Genomic DNA, 18391 nt, shown 5'->3' with positions numbered 1-18391 from the left:
TCGTTCACGACTGGGAGCGGTTTTTTCCGGCGGCGCACTGCGGCCCGCGGAGCGCGCGGCTCGCCGGGCCGCTACCCGAGCGTCGTAGCGTCCGTCCAGCTCTCCTCGAAGGCGGCGTGGACGTCGGTGGCGAACTGGGTGTCCTGCAGGTCGATGGTGGCGAACGCTTCGCCGGGCTGGACGGGGTTCGAGACCTCCAGACACACCTCGGCGCCGTCGACGATAGTGACGTTGCCGTCGATGCTCTCGCCGACCCGCACCTCGTAGTCGGGTTCGTCGGCGAGCACTTCGGCGTACCGCTCGTTGACCTCGTCGGGAATCGACCGCGCGAGGTCCTCGGAGAGCAGCACGGAGACGTCGACACCTCGGTCGACGGCGGCCTCGAGGCGGCCGAAGACGCGACCGCTGACGTCGTCCAGCTCCCAGCCGGAAGCGGGCGTACCGGAGACGAGGACGACGCTGTCGCTGGCGGCGTCGATGCGCTCCAGCAGGAGGTCGAGGGCGGCGTCGGGGCCGACTGCGGCCGTCCAGAAGCCGTCCTCGGGGGCTTTCGGCTCGTCGAGTTCGCGCGTGAGGTCGTCGACGACCGTCTCGTACTGGTCGGCTTTCTCGCGGAGTTCACGCTTGCGGTCCTCCAGCAGCCGGTCGAGGGCCGTCTCGGGTTCGACGGCGACGTACTTCTTCGGCCGGCTGGCGGCCTGACTGCGGACGAGGTGCTGTGACTCGATGCTGCCGAGCACGTCGTAGACGCGACCCATCGGCACACCGCTCTCCTCTGACAACTCCTTGGCGGTTGCCGGGCCGGTCCGGAGCAGCGCGCGGTAGGCTTTCGCTTCGTACTCCGAGAGCCCGATGTCCCTCAGGTCAGCCATCTCCTCGCCGTTCGTCACGCACGGTGAAAAACGCTCCGACAGTTTACTCCTCCGCCTCGGGAACGACGGCGAGGCGGCGCGTGTACCGCCGGACGAAGTGTCCCTCGTCGTCCTCGAGGCGGACCGTGAATTGCTCTTCGCCCATCACGGACCCGATGTCGTCGTCCCGGAGGGTGAACTCGTAGGGCGGGTCTTCGACCGTCCTGATGGTCTCGCCGCCACTCTCGACGACGATGCGTCCGACGCCGTCGACGGCCTCCAGTTCGCAGTCGACGCTGACCTGGTCGCCCGTGGTGGTGGTCTTCACGCAGGACAGCTCGGGGTCGATGTCGGCGGGGCCGTCGCCACCGCCGCTCCCGAAGTCGACGGTCATCGCGCCCGCCGGGAACGCCCCGAGGACGAGCACCGCCACGAGGAACACCGCGAGCATCGCGTTCGGCCCGCGGCGGCCCAGCGTCCGCTTGGTCCCGTCGCCGCTGCGCCGCCAACGCACCGCCAGCGGAATGACGACGAGGTGGTGTATCGGCCCGTACCCGATCAGGAGGAAGCCGTACGCCATCGGGTAGTACAGCAGGTCCATCCCGGTGTTGTACGAGTGCAGGATGTTCGAGCCCGCCCACAGGAAGAACCCGAGGAACAGCAGCGCGCCCGACTTCATCACGCGCCAGCTCGGCGAGTTCGCCCAGTAGACCGTCTTCAGGCCCGACCACGCGTTCGAGACGACGGCGACAGGGGAGAACGCGACGCTGCTGCCGCCGGACGCGTCCGACGGTGCGCCTGCGGAGGACTCGTCGGTCATCAGTCTGACTTACTCGGTCGCGGGGAGTGTGCGTTGTCCCGAACGTATTCCGCCAGCCGCCCGACGCGAGCGGTCACCCAGTGATACTCCACTGGGGGCGCGCTCTCGACGCCGTCGAGTGCGGGCCGGGCCGTCCACAGCCACGCGAACATCGCGGCGGTCCCCCCGGCGGCAGCGAGCTGGCCGACCGGGCCGACGCCGCCCGTGGCGCCGCCGACGCCCCACGCGACGAACAGCATGGCGAGGAACGTGTTCGACGTGAAGAACGCCCGGACAGCGGCGGCGTCGGTGCCCTCGCGGTGGTACTGGCGGAAGCCAGCCAGGAAGAGGACGCCGCCGACGGTGAGTACGGTCGCGTAGGGTGCGGGCGCGAACGGCACCGCGGCGGCCGCGACGACGAGCGTGCCGACCGCCGAGTACCAGACCGCGCGCCGGACGCGGCGGGCCGACGCGACGACGGGAAGCGTCGGAATCCCGGCGGCGGTGAAGTCCTCGCGGTAGACGTGTGCCAGCGCCCACGCGTGAGCGGGCGTCCAGACGAAGACGACCGCAGCCAGCACGAGCGCCTCCGTCGAGAGCGGCCGGACGGCCGTCCAGCCGGCGAGCACGGGGAACGACCCGGCGGACCCGCCGAGCACGACGCCCAGCCAGTGCCGGCGCTTCAGGCCGACGGTGTAGACGAGGACGTACGACGCGACGCCCGCGAGCATGTAGCCGACCGTCTCCACCGGCAGCCACGCGATCCCGACTGCCGTCCCCGCGACGAGCAACGCGGTGGCGAACGCGAACGCCACCCGGTGGTCGAGGTCGCCGCTGGGCAGCGGGCGGTCGGCGGTGCGGTCCATGTGGCGGTCGAGTTCGCGGTCGTACCAGCAGTTGTACGCCGCCGACGCGGCCGCGACGAGCGCGCCAGCCGCGACGAACGACGCGACGGTGGCGGCCGACGCGCCGCCGGCAGCGTACACGGCGAACACGCCCGTCACGCACAGCAACGCGACGATGCGGGGTTTGACCAGCGACCAGAGGTGCCGGGGCAGTTGGGAGTACATGTCGTGAGAGTTTGGTGGTGGTAGTGGCGTCGGCGTCGGCCCCGGTCAGGGACCGATCTGCCAGGTGTTCGACAGCAGGTACCAGTTGAGCGCGGTGAGTACGACGAACGTCGCGAGGAACACGAGCGTGAGCACGAACGTGCCACGCATGCTCTGCTCGTGCACCGGCTCGTGGTCTTCGTCGCCGCCGTCTGCGGCAGCGAGCCGTCCGACGTCGCCAATCTTCGCAGTGGCCGCGTCGAACTCGTCACCGAACAGCAGGGTACCGACGGCGACGACCACGAACATCGCACCGCCGACGATAGCGAGCAACGCGGCGATGCCGAACACCGCGAAGAACGGTGCCGCGGCCTCGAAGCTGAACTCCGTGCCGGGGATGTCCATCACCGACGGGTGACGTCGCGGCACGCTGAACAGCAGACCGAGGTACATCATCATGAGCGTGACCAGCGCCATCGTCCCGCTGTAGAAGAACGGCTGTATCCTCGCCAGCGGCTTCAGGACCCACTCGCGACCGAACACGAGGCGGAGCACGTAGTAGGCGAGTCCCATGAAGGCGACCGTCGTCCCGAGGACGACCGTCGCGTGGAAGTGCCCGACCGTGGCGAGCGTGTTGTGCCAGGTCATGTTGAGCTGCATCTGCCCCATCATGACGCCCGTGATGCCGCCGAGGAACCCGAACAGGATGATAGAGAGGATTGTCGCCGAGTACCCGGGGTCACGCCACGGGCTCGACCACAGCCAGCCGAAGAGCCCGCCGCCCTTGCCCTTCGCGCGGCGGCCCGCTTCGAGGCCGGCGGGGATGGCGAACGCGTGGATCATCGACGCGATAACCGCACCGTACGCGGAGTAGGAGGTGTTCCAGAGCCGCCAGCCCGCGGAGACTGCGGGGTCGGACATCAGGTGGTGTGCTGCACCGAGGTTGATGAAGAAGAGGTACATCACGAACGCGATGCGCGAGACCTTCTGGGAGGCGACCTCCGCGCCTCCGAGTACGTGCGTGAGGAAGTACCAGATGACGATCATCGCCACGAGGTTGATCTGCTGGGTGCCGTGGCCGACGATCCAGTACATCTGGCGGTACCAGACGGGGTCGAGACTCTCGAGGACCCCAATCCGCCAGGCGAGCGTCGGGACGTACGTGATGAGGCCGCCGAGCAGTGCCTCCAGCGCGATGATGGAGGTGACGAACGCGCCGAACGCGACCAGCGGCAGCGTCTTCCCGGGGTTCTCCTGGCGCTCCCACCAGATGGTCGCGAAGAACGGGAGCGCTGCGACGACCGCACCCAGCAGGAACACGATGGCGAACAGGTAGAACTGCCAGGACGACGGCAGCGGCACGTACGACGTGAGCAGCGGCGCGTTGTCCGGCGACTTGGTGAGGAAGATGGCGACGTTGACGCCGACGGCGCCGACGAGCATCAGGCCGTAGCCGACCTTCGCCAGCGACGGCAGCGACAGCCGCCGCCCGAGCACGAACGGCCCGCCGACGTAGAGGATGGCGATCTCCATGAACACCATCCAGAAGATGAGGAGGTTCCAGGCGTGCATGCTCAGGTACGTGTAGAACTGGCCGGGGTCGAGCATGCCGACGAGCTCCCAGCGGGTCATCGCCACTGCGATGGCGAAGATGCCGCCGACGACGAGCGCGACGATGGCCGTCAGGCCGTACAGTTTCACCATGTCCTCCGCGGATCTGTGGATGCGGAGGCCGGTAACGCTACAGTCACGGAAGCCGTCGTCGTCGTACTCGTAGGGACTAATTCCGAACATCTAGACCACCTCCACGACGCCCTTCATCCCCATCTGCAGGTGGGGGTCACAGTAGTACTTGTAGACGCCGGTCGTCTCGAACGTGTGTTCGTGGCTGTACCCCTCGTTCTTGAGGGCCTCGACCCCGCTCCAGTCGCTACCGTCGGGGGCGTCCTCGAGCACGACGTTGTGGCCGTTAGAGACCCATTCGAAGCTGACCGTGGTTCCCTGCTCGACCTTGACCGCGGCGGGCGTGTTGGCGAACGGACCGCCGTTGCCCTCCGCGCCGACCTCGACTGTGACCGACGACGAGCCGGTCTCGTCGACGACATCGTCGAAGTTGTCGGCGGTGCCACCGTTGTTGTCGGACGTGAGCCAGCCGCCGTACGGGCCGGATTCTTCCTGGCCGCCACCGGCGTCGGGGCCCGTCTCGACCTCCTCGTGGTCGCGCACGAGGTACTTCCCGTGCATCGACCGGTGACCGTTCCCGCAGAACTCGTTGCAGATCACCTGGTAGGTGCCGGTGTCGTCCCAGGACATCTCCAAGACCCACTCGTAGCCGGGGATCATCTGGAGAGAGATCTGCTGACTGAGGTTCGACTCGTTGCGCGCGCTGAAGCCGTGCTGGACGTCGTACGTCCCGAGGTGGACCTTGTACTCCTTGTTAGGCCGAACCACGACGGGGAGGCCGTCGAAGCCCCACTGGAACGCGCCGATGTAGATGTCCTCGCCGTCCGGGACGAGGTACTCCTCGTCGTCTACGGTGAGCGTGCCGGCGTTTTCCTTGAACGTCGAGACCTTCTCCTGGAAGCGCTCGGGACTGATCTCGTAGGTCTCCCCGATGTTGTTCTGGTCGCCGAACTCCGTCCAGCCGAGCATCCAGCCAAAGAGGCTGACCGCCCAGCCGGCCGAGAGCCCGAGCCAGATGGTCTCACGGCGGTTGACCTGCCTGTCCCACCAGTTGCCGTCGGGGTCGTCGAGTGGCGAGCTCATGACTGAATCACCCCGGGGGAATCGTCGCCAGGTCGACCATTCCCCACACGATGTACGACACCACGAAGTAGATGATCGCGGCCAGCGCCAGCAACCAGATGTTGTCCAGCAGGCGCTGGGGCCACGGTTCGTCGTCTCCTGTGTCTGTCGCTGCCTCTGCCGACATACGGTAAAGGTCTCGACAGCAGGTCCCTCTACCTACTCCCGAACGCTTTCGACCGTGTTCCCAGACGCTGGGAAGGCCGTCGCGCCGGCGGTGGCGGCCAGCGCGTTCAGTGCGTCTCCGCGACCAGGTCGGCGAGCGCACCGGGCGAATCGACAGTCTCGGTGACGCCGTCCCCGGTGTCGAGCCACGCCGTCCCCGGCTCGCCGTCGGCATCGACGGCGACGACCTTCTCGTGGTCGGCCATGCGGAGCGCGGCCCGGTGGAGGTCGCTGCCCGCGTCGGCGGCCACCCGAATCACGAGCGGCTGGTCGGTCACGCGGGCGGCAGCGGTCGCGTAGCCCGCGACCTGCACGCCCATCCGTTCGGCGGCGCCAGCGAACGCAGACACGGCGTCCCGGGCGGCGTCGAGGTAGCGGTCGTCGCCCGCGAGGTGGTGGAGGTCCACGAGCGCGTCCGCCATCGTCGCCGTGTCGTCGACGGGCCGGAGCGGCTGGTCGAGCAGCCCCGCCCCCGTCTGGGGGCCGTCGGTGAACGCGCCCGTGGCGTCCTGCAGGTCGTCGATGGCGCGGTCGGCGACCGCGCAGGCGGTCTCCAGATACGCGGGATGGACGACCTGTGCGGCCGTCGCGAACGCACCGACCACCTGTGCCCGGTCTGCGAGCAGGCCGACCGGTGCGTCTTCGCCGGCGTAGTGCCGGACGGTGCCGTCGGCGACGAGTTCGTCGGCGAGGTACTCCAGCGTGCGCTCGCCGTACCGCTTCGCGCGGTCGTCGTCCGTGTAGGCGGCGAGCGTGAGCAGGGCGTCGGCGGCCAGCGCGTTCCCGTCGGCGTAGGCCGTCTCGTCCACGTCGCCGGCCGGCGTCTCGCTCGCGCCGAACGCCTCGCCCGTCCACAGCGTCCCCGTCAGGTAGTCCACGATGCCGGTCGCGGCGTCGAGGTACTCGTCCGCTCCCGTGTGGAGGTAGGCGTGGGCGAACGCCGACAGCAGGCTCGCGTTCACGGACAGCGTCTTCTCCGCCTGCGGGTCCGACCAGTCCCGGGCGTGCGCGAACCGGAAGAAGCCGCCGTCGTCGGCGGCGAGGTGGCGGCGAATCGCGTCCAGCGTTCGGAGCGCACGGTCCCGGTCGCGCTTCAGCGCGAACGACACCGTCTCCGGCAGCGGGAACTTCTCGCTCGTCCCCCAGCCGGCGTGCTCCTCGTCGTACTGGTCGGCGAGCTGGCCCGCGACCAGCCGCTCGACGTCGCCGGACAGCGGCGCCGCCGGCGGCTCTCCGCCCGCCAGCGCGCGCGGCACGCTCCCCGCGTCCTCGCCCTTCTCGTCCCACGTCTCCCGGACGCGCTGTAGCACCTGCCGGAACCCCTCCGGCTCGAGGAACGTCGCGCCCGCGATGTGCTCGCCCCCGGGCGTCACGAACACCGTCGACGGGAACCCACCCATGTTGTAGCGCTCCCGTACCCGGGGTCGCTGGTCGGCGTCAACGCGCACAGGCACGAAGTCGTCGTTGACGTTCGCCGCGATGCGCGGCTCGCCGTACGTCCGCTCGTCCATCGCCCGGCAGGACTCGCTCCACTCGGCCACCACCGACACCAGCACCGGGACGCCGCGCTCGCGGGCCTCCGCGAACGCCTCCGGCCCCCACTCGCGCCACTCCACGCGCGTCGCCGCCCCGTCCTCGCCGTCGCACTCGCTCATACGTCCTCTCGGCGACCGCTCCGGGAAACCGTTTCGAACCGGGCGAGTCGAGCGGGGACTGCAGCCGTCCGAGACCGTCCAACAGAAAGGCTATCAGGCGCGCCCGGCAACCACCGCGCATGCCTCGCTTCCGGTGGGTGTTCCTCGCCCTCCTGCTGGTGCCGCTGACGGACGCCATCTTCCTGGTGTTCGTCGCGGGCGAGCTGGGCTGGCAGGTCACCGTCGCGCTCGTCGTGTTGACCGCGCTGCTCGGGACGCTGTTCGTGCGCGCCGAGGGCCGGGCGACCCTCGCGAAGCTCCAGCAGTCACTGGCGCGCGGCCAGCCGCCGACCGACGAGCTCGTCGACGGCGGCCTGCTCATCGCGGCCGGCGCGTTCCTCCTGACGCCGGGGCTGGTGACCGACGCGCTCGGCTTCCTGCTCGTGTTCCCCGTCACGCGAGCGGGGTTCCGGTGGGCGGTCAAGCGCTACGTCACGCCGAAGGTCGACGCGAAGACCGGTGGATTCGCCACCGGGAACGTCTACACGTTCGGCTTCCCCGGGAACGGCGGAGACGGTGACGACGACGCCACGGGCGGACCGTTCGGTCCCGGTGGCAGCGGTCCGGGTAGCGGTGGCGGCCCGTTCAGCCCCAGCGGGGGCGCCGCCGGCGCTCCCGACGACGACGAGGACACCGTCGACCTCGACGACGACGCCTACGACGTCGAATTCGAGGACCGCGACGGCGACGACGGCCGCCAGTAACGCAAGCCGGCGTCGTGCTGTCGAAAGGAAACCCTTAATTGTACCACCGGACTACGCCAAAGTGCGCGGGTCAGTAGCTCAACTAGGTAGAGCGCCACTCTGATAAGGTGGAGGCTTGCGGTTCAAATCCGCACTGACCCACTTTCTCCCGAACCCACGTCGAGAAGCGCCGTCTCCGTCTGTAGCGTCAGCCTCTCGTCAGACACTACGCGAACGGTTTTGACCCCTGGGTGCGAGAGCTAGACCATGACCTCGGTGGAGGACGCGGAGTACGGGGACGTGAGCGCGGTCGTGGACGAGCTCCACGAGCGGGCGACGGCGCTGAGCGAGGAGGGCGCCGACGCGCTGGGGGTGGTGTTCCCGCCGTCGTTCATGGAGCGGCACACGGACGTGGAGAGTTTCGAGGCGTTCGTGGAGGAGAGCGAGTGGTCGGTGTCGTCGCGGGCGGAGTTCGCGGCGATTCCGGAGGGTGAGTTCGACGAGTACGTGGCGGACCGGACGGCGTTCGGGGACTTCGAGGAGATGCTGGGGCAGGCGGGCGAGGAGTGGATGGCGCGCCAGCTCGGGCTGTGAGGGTCCGAGCAGTGGGTTCGCGGCGGGCGTTCGCAGACCCTGCAACTCCGGGACTGGTTTGACTATCGGGCGGTGGGTAGGTCGGCGTGGGTTCCGTTCGGAGCCCGTGTCTCTGACAGCGCCGGGGTGCTCGGCCCGCCCAACCCGAACCCCCTGTCACGCCCCGCCCCGGCGCACCCCTGTTTCGAGAAGGAAACGACGCCAGCTGTCCAGCGGCGGCGCCACGGCGACACCCCGACGCCGGCGGCCGCCGGGACCGAGACATTCAGGCGTCCAGAGTCCGAACCGAGTGTATGGACGAGCGCGTGAAACTCGGCGCGGTGCTCGCGGCGGGCGTGATTCTCCCCGGTGTCGCGAGCTACCTGCTGGGGCAGGCCGGGTTCGATCTGGCGAACCGGGTGGTGTGGTACGGCGGGTACGCGACGATGGTCGTGGTGGTGTGGTACACGTGGCTGCGGCCCCTGGACCTGTCCGGTTCGAGCGGCGGAACGGAACCTTAAAGGGGATTTCGCGGCGAGATTCGTCAAAGGATGCTGTCCACTCCCCTGCCCATCATCGACGACTTCATCTCGAACTACCACATCGGTCACGTGCTCGCGTTGCTGTTCGTCGGGTCGGTGCTCGGCACGCTCCCGCTGGGCAGCCGGAAAGTCGTCTCCATCAACTCCATCCTGTTCGGCCTGCTGTTCCTGATGACCCCGGGCTCGATGCTCGGCAGTTCGCCGTTCACGTTCCGGTTCCTCGGCATCGCGCTGGTCGTCGTCGCGCCGATTCTGTTCGTCACGGCCGAGGAGTAACGGTAGCAGGAGTCGTCGAGGCCGGCGGCACTGCCGGCGGCGGCGGAGTTACTCGCCGACGAGGTCGTCGTAGCGTGCGCCGGTCTGTTTGAGGGTGCGCTGGCTGTACAGCCGCTCGTGGTCGAACGGCAGGTGGTCGGCGGCGAGTTCGTCTATCTTCTCGTCGACGGCGTCGCTCTCCCGGCCGTGAATCATCGTGAAGAGGTTGTACTGCCAGTCCTGGTCGGGCCGCCGCGGCCGGTGGTAGCACAGCGTGACGTACGGCAGCTGGCCGACGGCGACGCCGCGGTCGTCGAGTTCGTCGTCTGGGACGTCCCAGACGACCATGCAGTTGGCGTCGAACCCGGTGACGACGTGGTTGACGATGCAGCCGACGCGCTTGATGCAGCCGGCCGCGAGCAGGCGCTCGACGGCGGCCAGCACGTCACTCACGTCCGCGCCAATGTCGTCGGCGACGTCCTGGTAGGGGGTGGCGGACAGCGGGAAGCCATCCTGAATCGCGAGCAGGAGGTCGGCGTCGAGCGCGGAGAGGTCGCCGGTGGCGTTCTCGCTGATGTTCGTCGCGTCCACGGCCGTGCTGTCCAGACTCTCGCGGGCGAAGCGGTCGGAGTTCACGACGGGGAACTCGAGGTCGATGTAGTAGTCCGTGAGCATCGGGAGGTTCAGCACCTCGCAGCCCGTTCGGTCCTCGATGTCGGCGAGAATCTCGTCGCGCTTCTCGCGGCTGCCCGCCGTCACGACGAACCACTGGTTGTAGTCGTGGGCGCGCTCGTAGTTGTGGTTCACCTGACGGTAGCCGTTGATGACGTCGGCGACCTCGTCGAAGCGGTCCTCGGGCGCCGCGACGGCGGCGAGCGTCGAGGACCCGATGACGGGCGGGTTCAGGACGGCGCCGAACCGCCGGAAGACGCCCTCCTCGCGCAGCCGCTCGACGCGCTCGAGGACGTCTCGGGGCGTCGTCCCGAGGTCGTCGGCGACGACCTCGAAGGGCCGTTCACGGACGGGGAACCCGCTCTGGTACTCGTCGATGAGGCGTGCGTCGGTGTCGTCGATGCGTTCGCGCCAGTCACCCGCGACCATCGACGGCCGATAGGGGCTCCCCGGGTTACTGTCTACCGGTTTCCGGGACGGCTACCGGTTTTCGGGACCGAGTGGGTGGATTTACCCCGGTGTAATCCCAACGACCGTCCATGGCAGACGAGTACGGCGAGTGGCCGCTGAAGCGCCTGAACACCGAGGTCGTGGCGTCCGGGCCGAAGTCCGCCGGGGACATGGACCGCGGGCAGGCCCGGGAGGCGTTCCAGCGAATCCTCGACTTGCATCCGGACCCGACCACCCTCGGCGCGTTCTGGCTGGCGAACCGCTGGAAGAAGAACAACCCCGAGGAGCTCGCGGGGTTCGTAGACGTCATGCACGAGGAGAGCGTCGTCCCCGCCGAACCCGACGCCGACCCCGTGGACTGCGGCGCGAACTACGACGGGAAGGCCCGCAGCGCGCTGCTCGGTGTCGCCGCCGGCCTCGTCGCCGCGGCCGCCGGCACCCCGGTCGTCGTCCACTCCGGCGACCGCGTCCCGTCCCAGAAGGACGTTTCGTACAAGCACGTCCTCGACGAGCTCGGCGTGCGAACGGAACTCGAACCCGAGGACTCAGCGGCGATGGTCGACGAGCACGGCTTCGGCTTCTACTACCAGCCGAACTTCAACCCCGTCGTGGACGCGCTCTGGGACCGCCGGGACAACATGGGCGTCCGGACGTTCGTGAACACGGTCGAGACGCTCGCGAACCCCGCGAACGCCGACGTGCACCTCGGGTCGTTCTACCACCTCGCGTTCGCCGAGAAGATGGTCGAGACCGTCCGCGAGAGCGAGCACGCCGGCTTCGAGCGCGTGCTCATGTTCCAGGGGATGGAGGGCTACGACGACGTCCGCCCCGGCTCGACGACGGTCGCCGAGTGGGACGAGGGCGCTGCCCTCGAGGACTTCACCATCGAGACCCCCGAGTACGGGATGGACTTCGAGTCCGAGGACCTCCACGTCGACGACGTCGCCGCCGACTCCGCCGAAATCACGCTGGACGTGCTCTCCGGCGAGCGCCGCGACCAGTTCCGGGACGCCGTGCTGGTGAACGCCGCGCTGCGCATGTACGCCCGCGGCGACGTCGCCACCCTCGACGACGGCATCGACGAGGCCGAGCGCGTCATCTCCGACGGCAGCGCCGAACACCTCCTCGCGGATCTCTGTGCGTTCTGAGGGGCGGACAGCAGGCTCCCGAGCGGAACCGATTTGTGGGGTCGCATCGACGGGAACGTATGACAGACGGCGACGGCTTCGACCTCCTCGCGGACGAGACGCGAGCCAGCATCCTGCGGGAGCTCGCGACTGCCCGCCGCGAGTCGCCCCGTGACTCGGCAGTGCCGTTCTCCACGCTCAGGGACCGCGTCGGCGTTGCCGACTCGGGACGGTTCAACTACCACCTCGGCGAGCTCACGGGCCACCTCGTCGTGGAGACTGACGACGGCTACAGGCTCTCCCCGGTCGGCCAGCAGGCCGCCAGCTCGATTCTCGCCGGCGCGTACAGCGACCCGCCAGACCGCGGTCCGGTCGAGCTAGACGAGACCTGCGGGCGGTGCGGCGACCCCCTCGAAGCGGTCTACGAGGACGGGGTCCTCAGAGTCGGCTGCGGGGACGACCGGGCGTTCGGGGAGGCAGTCCCACCGGGCGTACTGGCAGACGCCAGCCTGCGAGAGGCGACGCGCGTCCTCGACGCGACGCTGCGCACCGACCTCTCGGCCGCCCGCCGCGACACCTGCCCGGCCTGTCTCGGCGGCGTCGACTGGCGCTTCGAGACCCACATCCCCACCGACGTCCCGATGGAGGCGGCCTACGTGGCGGTGTGTCAGTCGTGTGGCCGCCAGCTCACACTGAACCCGGGGCTGTTCGTGTTCGACCACCCGGCAGTCGTGGCGGCGTACCACGACGCCGGCGTCGACGTCCGGGAGCAGCCGGTGTGGGCCATCGACTGCTGTCTGCCGGGAGCGGGGACGCTGGTGTCGGCGGACCCGCCACGAGTCGACGTCGCGGCCGGCCCGGACGGCGGCTGCGAGTTCCGCCTCGACGGCACGGGCGACGTCGTGGACGGCCCGGGCCGTAACGGGTAAGTCGCCGCCGAGTGTCGCCGCCGACGTGACCGCTGTCTCCGTCGTCGAACTCACGCCCGAGGACGCCGCCGACCTCGCCGCGCTCTACGACGACTACCACGTCTGGGCGGGCCGCGACACGGACCGGGTAGCTGCCGCCATCGACGGCTCGGACGTCGCCGTCGGCCTCCGCGAGGCGGCGACTGACCAACTCGTCGCCGCCGCCAGAGTCGTCACCGACGGCGCCTACTACGCCAGCGTCTACGACGTCGTCGTCGCCGAAGCCCGCCGGGGCGAGGGGCTCGGCAACGAACTGCTCGCGGCGGTCGTCGACCACGACGCGCTCGGCGACGTCCCCCGACTGAACGCTGCCTGCCGGGAGGGCCTGACGGAGTTCTACGCCGGCTGCGGGTTCGAGCAGAGCCGGGAGAGCGTCAAACACGACGGCCGAGAGGAAGACCTCATCCACATGGTGTACCACCGCTGACTACCCCCGGCGAGTCGGGAGGGTTTTTCCGGCGGCGCGCCGACTGTCCTGACACGATGACAGTCGAAGCCACCATCCACACCAGCGAGGGCGCGTTCGACGTCGAACTGTACGACGACCGGGCGCCCCGCACCGTCGAGAACTTCCTGAACCTCGCGCGCCACGAGCCCGCCGCTGACGCCGACCCCGCTCCGGACACCGTCACGTGGGAGGACCCCGAGAGCGGCGAGATTCGCGGCGACTCGCTGTACGCGGGCGCCACGTTCCACCGAATCATCGAGGACTTCATGATCCAGGGCGGCGACCCGACCGGCACCGGCCGCGGCGGCCCCGGCTACGAGTTCGCCGACGAGTTCCACGACGACCTCGGCCACGACGGCCCCGGCGTGCTCTCGATGGCGAACTCCGGCCCCGACACGAACGGCAGCCAGTTCTTCGTCACCCTCGACGCCCAGCCGCACCTCGACGGCCGCCACGCCGTCTTCGGGGAGGTCACTGACGGCATGGACGTCGTCGAAGCCATCGGCAACGTCGAGACCGACGCCAACGACAAGCCGACCACCGAGATCACCATCGACCGCATCGAGATCCACGACTGACGCCGTAGCGGACGTCTTTCCTGCAGTCGCGTCTCCTTGACCGGCCGACCGAAAGCCGAAAGACCGGTCGCTCCCAACCCAGTGCCATGAGCGACGCCGACTCCGCCGCGCTGGACCCCAGCGACATCGGCGAAGCCGACGCCCCGCCCGTCGACGAAGCGCCGTACAAGATAATCTTCGAGGCGAACAAGTGCTTCGGCGCGGGCAAGTGCGCCGCCGTCTCCGCCAACTGGGAGATGGACATCTCCACCGGCCTCGCAGACCCCGTCGCGTACTTCTTCGACGAGGACGACCTCCAGCACAACGTCGACGCGGCCGACGCCTGCCCCGCGAAGAAGGGCGACGGCGTCATCCACGTCGTCGACCGCCGCACCGACGAGGAGATCGCGCCCGACCCCAGCGGCGACGGCACGCTCTCCGTCGACTGGTAGTAGCGTGCGGCCGGCCTCGTTCGGCGCACTCTGGACGACCGTCGTTCTCGTCGCCATCTCGGGCGTCACCACCCTCGCGTTCGGTGTCGACTGGACCATCAGCCACCGTTTCGCCATCATCGGCGCGAGCGTCGGCTGGGGCACCTCGGTCGCCATCCGTCGTCGCCGCCGCCGCGGCGCTTGACCGTAACCGACTTCTCCCCGCGCACCCCACCACGAAGATGCGAGGGTGGCCGAGCGGCCAAAGGCGGCGGGCTTAAGACCCGCTCCCGTAGGGGTTCGTGGGTTCGAATCCCACCCCTCGCACGTACCTTTTGCTGCGGTCGCTCGCTTCGCTCGCTCTCTGCTCACGGGCGCGTAGCGCCCGTTCGCACGGCCAGCGGGACCTCTGGTCCCGCTCGGCTGGCAAAAGCTACGCTAAAAGCCGTCGTCACCCCCTTCGGGGGTTCCTCGGCCGCCGCTCCCTGCGGTCGCGGCGTGAACCGCGACCCATCCGGGTCCTTCGGACCGCTCGGGTCGCGGATGCTTGCCGTCGGTCGTGGAGTCCGCTGTACAAATCCGTGTCTTCAACTGTCGGGAACGAGCCAGAAGCCACTGTGAGCGAGAACTCCGACTCACCGGAGACAGTCGTCGACCGCCAGCTAGTCGCGTACAACGACGGCGACGTGGACGCGTTCGTCGCGGAGTTCTCGGCGGACGCTGTCGTCACGGGGTTCGACGACGAGGAGCCGATGGCGGTCGGCGAGCGCGAGATTCGGGAGCTGTACGGCCAGCAGTTCGAAGCCGTCTCGCCCGAGGCGGAGGTCCTGTCGCGCATCGCGCTCGGCGAGTACGTCGTGGACCACGAGCGCGTCGAGCAGGGCGGCGAGGAGATGGAGGCGGTCGGCGTCTACCGGATCGTGGACGGCGAAATCGTGGGCCTCTGGCTCGCCCACGAGTAGCAGTCAGGGGATGGTGTCGAGGTAGCGGTCGGGGTCCTCGTGGAAGATGTCGCCGACGACGACGGCGTCGGCGCCGGCGTCCAGAATCTCTTCGGTCTGTTCGGCGCGCTGGATGCCGCCGCCGTAGAACAGCGCGGTGTCGTCGAGGTACTGGGCGGCGGCTTCGACGTCCTCGGGGCCGCCGTAGGTGCCGGAGTACTCGACGTAGAACACCGGGAAGTCGAAGAACGATTCAGTGGCGAGCGCGGCGCCGGCGACCTGCTCGGGGGTGTAGAGGGTGTCGACGCCGGACTCGGCGGCGGCCTTGGAGTCGAGGTTCTGGACGACGTAGCCCTCAGCGAGGACCTTCTCGGAGAGCGCGGTGACGGCGTCGCGGCCCTTCGACTGCACGAGGTCGCCGACGACGGGGAGGCTGGCGCCGGTGAGCTCCGCGGGCTTCTGGCCGACCTCGGTGAAGAAGTCGACGTGCTTGTCGACGAAGTTCGCACTGTCACCGTTGTAGACGGCGGGGACGGAGAGGCGGTCGGCGGCGTCGACGGTGTCCGAGGAGACGTGGCTGCCGCTGTAGGGCTCCTGCCAGACCGGGAGCTGCGGGAACTCGGCCGTGATGCGTTCGATCGTCGCCAGCGTGTTCGCTTCCGTGACGTCGTCGGACCCGCCGACGATCACGAGGTCGGTGTGCCCGAGCACGGACAGGTTCCCGGGCAGCGGGTCGGCCGGGTCGACCTTCGTGATGTGGCTGGCTGCGCGCCAGTCAGTCGTCATTACGGCGGGATTGCCGGAGGTGGGCCTTCAGTCCACCGAAGCCCGGTACGGTCAGGGGACGAGCAGCCACGCGAGCGCGATGGCGAGGGCGGCGCCGGCGAGATTCCCGACCGCGTGGAACGCTGCCGCGCCGAAGCGCGCGTCCTCGACGAGGCCGACGACGTCGACGCTGAACGAGGAGAACGTCGTGAACGCGCCGCAGGCACCAGTGCCGAACAGCAGTGCGGCGTCCTCGCTGGCACCGGCGAACGTGAGTGCGGCGAGCGCGAACGTCCCGAGGACGTTCACGACGAGCGTGCTCGCCGGGTAGCGCTCCATCCGGACGGCCTCGCCGACGCCCCACCGGAGGACCGCCCCGAGCGCGCCGCCGACGCCGACGAGCACCGACGGCGGAACTGGGACGCTGGTCACGCTGCCTCGCCTCCGTACCGGAGCGCGAGCGCGCGGCCGACGAGGACACCGGTGAACCCGAGCGCGTAGTTCGCCGCGACGTTCGCGACCAGCCACAGCGGTGCGAGCACCGCAGTTTCGACGGCGAACGTGCTGTACGTGGTCAGCGAGGAGAGGAAGCCGGTGCCGAGCAGCGTCCGGGCCTCGTCGGCGAGCGCGCTGGTGCCGACGGCCTCGTAGACGAGCGCGCCGAGCGCGAGACTCCCCGCGGCGTTCACGGCGAGGGTCCCGGCCGGGCCGGCTGCCAGCAGCGAGACGAAGTACCGGAGTGTCGCGCCCGCGAACCCACCGGCGGCGACGAGCAGGAGTGCGCGGAGTGCGCGCCGGCGGGTCGGTGGCATCGTGTCGCCGTGGGCGGCCTCGGCACGTATACCCAGCGGAACGCAACGCCCAAGCGGCGCGACGCCGTGTGTCCGTGCAATGAGTGGTGACGTGGCTGGCGAGTTCGAGGCGCACGGTCGCTTCGAGCGCACGAGCGGCAGTGGTGGCGACGACGGCGGGACAGTGTTCGTGCCGACAACGAACGACTGGGACGCCACCGTCGCCGTCTCGTCGGACGGAACGGTCACTGCGGAGGTCGTGGTGCCGACGCTGGACGCCGCGACGAACGACGAGGTCGCCGACGTGGTCGAGGACGGCTGGTACGACACGTTCGAGCGCCGGGTCCGGGACGCCGACAGCGTGACGCACGCCGACGACGTGGACGTGACGAACGTCTCGCGGGTCGGCGGCGACATCACCGTCGAACTCACGGTGGTTCCGCGTTCCGGGAAGGCGGCCGACGACACGCTCGCCCTCGTGAACTACGTGGAGGGCACGTGGTTCCAGGGCGTCGTGCCCGGCTACGACTACGTCGAGAAGGTCCAGGCGATGCGCGAGCAGGCCGCCCAGAACGCACAGGGAACCGACGGCACGCCGCTGTAGCAGCCCCTCCAACCGACAGCAAGCATCCGCGACCCGAGCACCTCGAAGAGGTCGAGGGTCGCGGTTCACGGCGCGAGTGAGCGGTGTGAGGCGTGAGCGAAGCGAACGCCTCTGTTTGTGCGAACGGCGTAGCCGTGAGCACCGCGAACGAGCGGCGGCCGAGGAACCCCCGAAGGGGGTGACGACGGCTTTCAGCGTAGCGTTTGCCAGCCGAGCGGGACACTTTGGTCCTGCTGGCCGTGCGAACGGGCGCTACGCGCCCGTGAGCAGACGAAGGAGCGCAGCAAAAGGTACTACATGGAGATGTACGTCTCGGTGTCTTCGACGCCGTCGGTGTTCTGGATGGTGGTGGCGGCAATCTCTTTGACGTCGGCGGGGGAGTCGACGTCGAGTTTGGCGATGATGTCGACGTCGCCGGCGACGATGTGGGCGTCGACGATGCCGTCGACGTCCGCGATTTCGTGCAGCAGCCGGTCCGCTTCGCCGGTGTTGGCTTTCACCATGACGTAGGCGGTGACCATCTACATCCCCTCCGTGGCGCTGGCGTGCTGCCCGACGAGTATCTGGCGGACGTTGTCGAGGGCGTCGAATTCGGCGAGGACGGCGATGCGGTCGCCGACTTCGAGGGTTTCGTCTGGGAGCGGGAGTGCGAGGGAGCCGTCTTCTTTGCCGAAGGCGAGGATGCGGGCGCCGGCGGGAAGTTCGAGTTCGCTGAGGGTGTAGCCGCGCATGGGGGCGTCCTGAGTGACCGTGAGCTGGACGATCTGGAGGTGTTCGGCGAGGTCGGCGATGGCGGTGACGTTGCCGCCCAGCAGGGCGTTCTTGGCGCCGATGGCGCCGAGGCGTTCGGGGTAGACGATCTCGTCGACTTCGTCGGCGTACTTGCGGTAGATGTTCTCGCGGTAGTCCTCGTCGATGCGGAGGACGGTGCGGCAGCCGTGGTGGTTGGCGACCATGCAGGCGACGAAGTTGGTGTTGAGGTCGCTGGTGAGCGCGCCGACGGCGTCGGCGGCGTCGAGGCCGGCCTCCATGAGGACGTCTTCGCTGGAGCCGTCGCCTTCGATGACGTCGAAGCCTTCGTTTCGGGCGCGTTCGGCTCTGTCGTAGTCTCGTTCGACGAGTGTGACGGTGTGGCCTTCGTTGGCGACGACGCGCGCGGTGCGGGAGCCGACGCGTCCGGCGCCGATGATGACGATGTCCATAGCCCCCTGTATGACGTGA

The 18391-nt window shown here is 69.1% G+C and carries 25 protein-coding genes and 2 tRNA genes; 14 read left to right on the top strand and 13 right to left on the bottom strand.

The features are described 5' to 3' along the window. Positions 1–71: 71 nt before the first annotated feature. From LT971_RS03490 to LT971_RS03460, 7 genes are all read right to left on the bottom strand, one after another. Positions 72–872: a TrmB family transcriptional regulator gene (locus tag LT971_RS03490; RefSeq protein WP_237005461.1), complete on the bottom strand. Its 801-nt coding sequence runs from the start codon at positions 870–872 to the stop codon at positions 72–74. 43 nt (positions 873–915) lie between these two features. After that, entirely contained in the window at positions 916–1671 is a 756-nt protein-coding gene (locus tag LT971_RS03485) for a hypothetical protein (RefSeq protein ID WP_237005460.1), read from the bottom strand. Then, positions 1671–2720, bottom strand: a complete 1050-nt coding sequence (gene cyoE, locus LT971_RS03480; protein WP_237005459.1) for a heme o synthase — start codon at positions 2718–2720, stop codon at positions 1671–1673. The genes LT971_RS03485 and cyoE overlap by 1 nt, the downstream gene beginning before the upstream one ends. Before the next feature lie 45 nt (positions 2721–2765). Beyond that, positions 2766–4493 carry a cytochrome c oxidase subunit I gene (locus LT971_RS03475; RefSeq protein ID WP_237005458.1) on the bottom strand — a complete coding sequence of 576 codons (1728 nt, stop codon included), beginning with the start codon at positions 4491–4493 and terminating at the stop codon, positions 2766–2768. Further along, entirely contained in the window at positions 4494–5465 is a 972-nt protein-coding gene (locus LT971_RS03470; RefSeq protein WP_237005457.1) for a halocyanin domain-containing protein, read from the bottom strand. It lies immediately after the preceding gene. 7 nt (positions 5466–5472) lie between these two features. Beyond that, the gene (locus tag LT971_RS03465; RefSeq protein WP_237005456.1) at positions 5473–5631 is read right to left on the bottom strand and encodes a hypothetical protein; all 159 of its coding nucleotides are present in this window, start codon (positions 5629–5631) and stop codon (positions 5473–5475) included. 106 nt (positions 5632–5737) lie between these two features. Next, positions 5738–7324 (bottom strand): DUF255 domain-containing protein, encoded by a 1587-nt coding sequence (locus tag LT971_RS03460; RefSeq protein ID WP_237005455.1) that lies wholly within the window; start codon positions 7322–7324, stop codon positions 5738–5740. A 119-nt stretch (positions 7325–7443) separates the two neighbouring features. Here LT971_RS03460 and LT971_RS03455 point away from each other — a divergent pair, with 119 nt between their 5' ends. The 5 genes from LT971_RS03455 to LT971_RS03435 all read left to right on the top strand — a co-directional run bounded on the left by LT971_RS03455 (position 7444) and on the right by LT971_RS03435 (position 9437). Next, the gene (locus LT971_RS03455; RefSeq protein WP_237005454.1) at positions 7444–8067 is read left to right on the top strand and encodes an FxsA family protein; all 624 of its coding nucleotides are present in this window, start codon (positions 7444–7446) and stop codon (positions 8065–8067) included. A gap of 67 nt (positions 8068–8134) precedes the next feature. Continuing rightward, positions 8135–8208, top strand: a tRNA-Ile gene (locus LT971_RS03450). Positions 8209–8313: 105 nt separating this feature from the next. Continuing rightward, positions 8314–8640, top strand: a complete 327-nt coding sequence (locus LT971_RS03445) for a hypothetical protein (RefSeq protein ID WP_237005453.1) — start codon at positions 8314–8316, stop codon at positions 8638–8640. A gap of 293 nt (positions 8641–8933) precedes the next feature. After that, positions 8934–9140 (top strand): DUF7996 family protein, encoded by a 207-nt coding sequence (locus tag LT971_RS03440; RefSeq protein ID WP_237005452.1) that lies wholly within the window; start codon positions 8934–8936, stop codon positions 9138–9140. Between the two features lie 30 nt (positions 9141–9170). Further along, entirely contained in the window at positions 9171–9437 is a 267-nt protein-coding gene (locus tag LT971_RS03435; RefSeq protein ID WP_237005451.1) for a DUF8006 family protein, read from the top strand. A gap of 48 nt (positions 9438–9485) precedes the next feature. On the opposite strand, the gene ahbB is transcribed toward LT971_RS03435, so the two are convergent. Further along, positions 9486–10517, bottom strand: coding sequence for a siroheme decarboxylase subunit beta (gene ahbB, locus LT971_RS03430; RefSeq protein ID WP_237005450.1), 1032 nt, complete (start codon positions 10515–10517; stop codon positions 9486–9488). A gap of 110 nt (positions 10518–10627) precedes the next feature. On the opposite strand from ahbB, the gene LT971_RS03425 reads away from it, so the two are divergent. The 8 genes from LT971_RS03425 (at position 10628) to LT971_RS16485 (ending at position 15031) form a co-directional block, all read left to right on the top strand. Further along, on the top strand, positions 10628–11686 hold the full coding sequence (locus tag LT971_RS03425; RefSeq protein ID WP_237005449.1) for an anthranilate phosphoribosyltransferase: 1059 nt from the start codon (positions 10628–10630) through the stop codon (positions 11684–11686). Positions 11687–11745: 59 nt separating this feature from the next. Beyond that, a complete protein-coding gene (locus tag LT971_RS03420) occupies positions 11746–12594 on the top strand; it encodes a winged helix-turn-helix domain-containing protein (protein ID WP_237005448.1) in 849 nt (282 codons plus the stop codon). A 25-nt stretch (positions 12595–12619) separates the two neighbouring features. After that, positions 12620–13060 carry a GNAT family N-acetyltransferase gene (locus tag LT971_RS16490; protein ID WP_237005447.1) on the top strand — a complete coding sequence of 147 codons (441 nt, stop codon included), beginning with the start codon at positions 12620–12622 and terminating at the stop codon, positions 13058–13060. Between the two features lie 56 nt (positions 13061–13116). Then, the gene (locus LT971_RS03410; RefSeq protein ID WP_237005446.1) at positions 13117–13659 is read left to right on the top strand and encodes a peptidylprolyl isomerase; all 543 of its coding nucleotides are present in this window, start codon (positions 13117–13119) and stop codon (positions 13657–13659) included. 86 nt (positions 13660–13745) lie between these two features. Then, complete coding sequence (locus LT971_RS03405; protein ID WP_237005445.1) at positions 13746–14090, top strand: ferredoxin; 345 nt, start codon at positions 13746–13748, stop codon at positions 14088–14090. Between the two features lie 4 nt (positions 14091–14094). Beyond that, complete coding sequence (locus LT971_RS03400) at positions 14095–14274, top strand: hypothetical protein (protein ID WP_237005444.1); 180 nt, start codon at positions 14095–14097, stop codon at positions 14272–14274. 39 nt (positions 14275–14313) lie between these two features. Continuing rightward, positions 14314–14396, top strand: a tRNA-Leu gene (locus tag LT971_RS03395). 290 nt (positions 14397–14686) lie between these two features. Then, positions 14687–15031, top strand: a complete 345-nt coding sequence (locus LT971_RS16485) for a nuclear transport factor 2 family protein (protein ID WP_237005443.1) — start codon at positions 14687–14689, stop codon at positions 15029–15031. 3 nt (positions 15032–15034) lie between these two features. On the opposite strand, the gene LT971_RS03385 is transcribed toward LT971_RS16485, so the two are convergent. Genes LT971_RS03385 through LT971_RS03375 form a run of 3 tightly spaced genes read right to left on the bottom strand, consistent with a single transcriptional unit; the run spans position 15035 to position 16587 of the window. Beyond that, positions 15035–15796: a geranylgeranylglyceryl/heptaprenylglyceryl phosphate synthase gene (locus LT971_RS03385; RefSeq protein WP_237005442.1), complete on the bottom strand. Its 762-nt coding sequence runs from the start codon at positions 15794–15796 to the stop codon at positions 15035–15037. 51 nt (positions 15797–15847) lie between these two features. Next, positions 15848–16207, bottom strand: coding sequence for a fluoride efflux transporter FluC (locus LT971_RS03380; RefSeq protein ID WP_237005441.1), 360 nt, complete (start codon positions 16205–16207; stop codon positions 15848–15850). Continuing rightward, entirely contained in the window at positions 16204–16587 is a 384-nt protein-coding gene (locus LT971_RS03375) for a CrcB family protein (RefSeq protein WP_237005440.1), read from the bottom strand. Before LT971_RS03375 ends, LT971_RS03380 begins: the two co-directional genes overlap by 4 nt. 79 nt (positions 16588–16666) lie before the next feature. Here LT971_RS03375 and LT971_RS03370 point away from each other — a divergent pair, with 79 nt between their 5' ends. Beyond that, positions 16667–17170: a DUF5813 family protein gene (locus LT971_RS03370; protein ID WP_237005439.1), complete on the top strand. Its 504-nt coding sequence runs from the start codon at positions 16667–16669 to the stop codon at positions 17168–17170. A gap of 293 nt (positions 17171–17463) precedes the next feature. Here the strand turns inward: LT971_RS03370 and LT971_RS03365 are convergent, their stop codons facing one another. Together LT971_RS03365 and LT971_RS03360 are read right to left on the bottom strand one after the other, a co-directional pair. Beyond that, positions 17464–17691, bottom strand: a complete 228-nt coding sequence (locus LT971_RS03365; protein ID WP_237005438.1) for an Lrp/AsnC family transcriptional regulator — start codon at positions 17689–17691, stop codon at positions 17464–17466. Further along, the gene (locus tag LT971_RS03360) at positions 17692–18372 is read right to left on the bottom strand and encodes a potassium channel family protein (protein WP_237005437.1); all 681 of its coding nucleotides are present in this window, start codon (positions 18370–18372) and stop codon (positions 17692–17694) included. Positions 18373–18391 lie beyond the last annotated feature (19 nt).

The organism is Halobacterium rubrum (assembly GCF_021729015.1).
In the GTDB taxonomy this organism is placed as follows: domain Archaea; phylum Halobacteriota; class Halobacteria; order Halobacteriales; family Halobacteriaceae; genus Halobacterium; species Halobacterium rubrum.
The sequence above is the reverse complement of the archived record's forward strand: the minus strand, read 5'-3'. Positions and strand labels throughout refer to the sequence as shown.

Bases quoted from the DNA above. Each gene is read 5' to 3' on its own strand.
- LT971_RS03490 (WP_237005461.1), bottom strand. From the start codon at position 872: ATGGCTGACCTGAGGGACATCGGGCTCTCGGAGTACGAAGCGAAAGCC.
- LT971_RS03485 (WP_237005460.1), bottom strand. From the start codon at position 1,671: ATGACCGACGAGTCCTCCGCAGGCGCACCGTCGGACGCGTCCGGCGGC.
- cyoE (WP_237005459.1), bottom strand. From the start codon at position 2,720: ATGTACTCCCAACTGCCCCGGCACCTCTGGTCGCTGGTCAAACCCCGC.
- LT971_RS03475 (WP_237005458.1), bottom strand. From the start codon at position 4,493: ATGTTCGGAATTAGTCCCTACGAGTACGACGACGACGGCTTCCGTGAC.
- LT971_RS03470 (WP_237005457.1), bottom strand. From the start codon at position 5,465: ATGAGCTCGCCACTCGACGACCCCGACGGCAACTGGTGGGACAGGCAG.
- LT971_RS03465 (WP_237005456.1), bottom strand. From the start codon at position 5,631: ATGTCGGCAGAGGCAGCGACAGACACAGGAGACGACGAACCGTGGCCC.
- LT971_RS03460 (WP_237005455.1), bottom strand. From the start codon at position 7,324: ATGAGCGAGTGCGACGGCGAGGACGGGGCGGCGACGCGCGTGGAGTGG.
- LT971_RS03455 (WP_237005454.1), top strand. From the start codon at position 7,444: ATGCCTCGCTTCCGGTGGGTGTTCCTCGCCCTCCTGCTGGTGCCGCTG.
- LT971_RS03445 (WP_237005453.1), top strand. From the start codon at position 8,314: ATGACCTCGGTGGAGGACGCGGAGTACGGGGACGTGAGCGCGGTCGTG.
- LT971_RS03440 (WP_237005452.1), top strand. From the start codon at position 8,934: ATGGACGAGCGCGTGAAACTCGGCGCGGTGCTCGCGGCGGGCGTGATT.
- LT971_RS03435 (WP_237005451.1), top strand. From the start codon at position 9,171: ATGCTGTCCACTCCCCTGCCCATCATCGACGACTTCATCTCGAACTAC.
- ahbB (WP_237005450.1), bottom strand. From the start codon at position 10,517: ATGGTCGCGGGTGACTGGCGCGAACGCATCGACGACACCGACGCACGC.
- LT971_RS03425 (WP_237005449.1), top strand. From the start codon at position 10,628: ATGGCAGACGAGTACGGCGAGTGGCCGCTGAAGCGCCTGAACACCGAG.
- LT971_RS03420 (WP_237005448.1), top strand. From the start codon at position 11,746: ATGACAGACGGCGACGGCTTCGACCTCCTCGCGGACGAGACGCGAGCC.
- LT971_RS03410 (WP_237005446.1), top strand. From the start codon at position 13,117: ATGACAGTCGAAGCCACCATCCACACCAGCGAGGGCGCGTTCGACGTC.
- LT971_RS03405 (WP_237005445.1), top strand. From the start codon at position 13,746: ATGAGCGACGCCGACTCCGCCGCGCTGGACCCCAGCGACATCGGCGAA.
- LT971_RS03385 (WP_237005442.1), bottom strand. From the start codon at position 15,796: ATGACGACTGACTGGCGCGCAGCCAGCCACATCACGAAGGTCGACCCG.
- LT971_RS03375 (WP_237005440.1), bottom strand. From the start codon at position 16,587: ATGCCACCGACCCGCCGGCGCGCACTCCGCGCACTCCTGCTCGTCGCC.
- LT971_RS03370 (WP_237005439.1), top strand. From the start codon at position 16,667: ATGAGTGGTGACGTGGCTGGCGAGTTCGAGGCGCACGGTCGCTTCGAG.
- LT971_RS03365 (WP_237005438.1), bottom strand. From the start codon at position 17,691: ATGGTCACCGCCTACGTCATGGTGAAAGCCAACACCGGCGAAGCGGAC.
- LT971_RS03360 (WP_237005437.1), bottom strand. From the start codon at position 18,372: ATGGACATCGTCATCATCGGCGCCGGACGCGTCGGCTCCCGCACCGCG.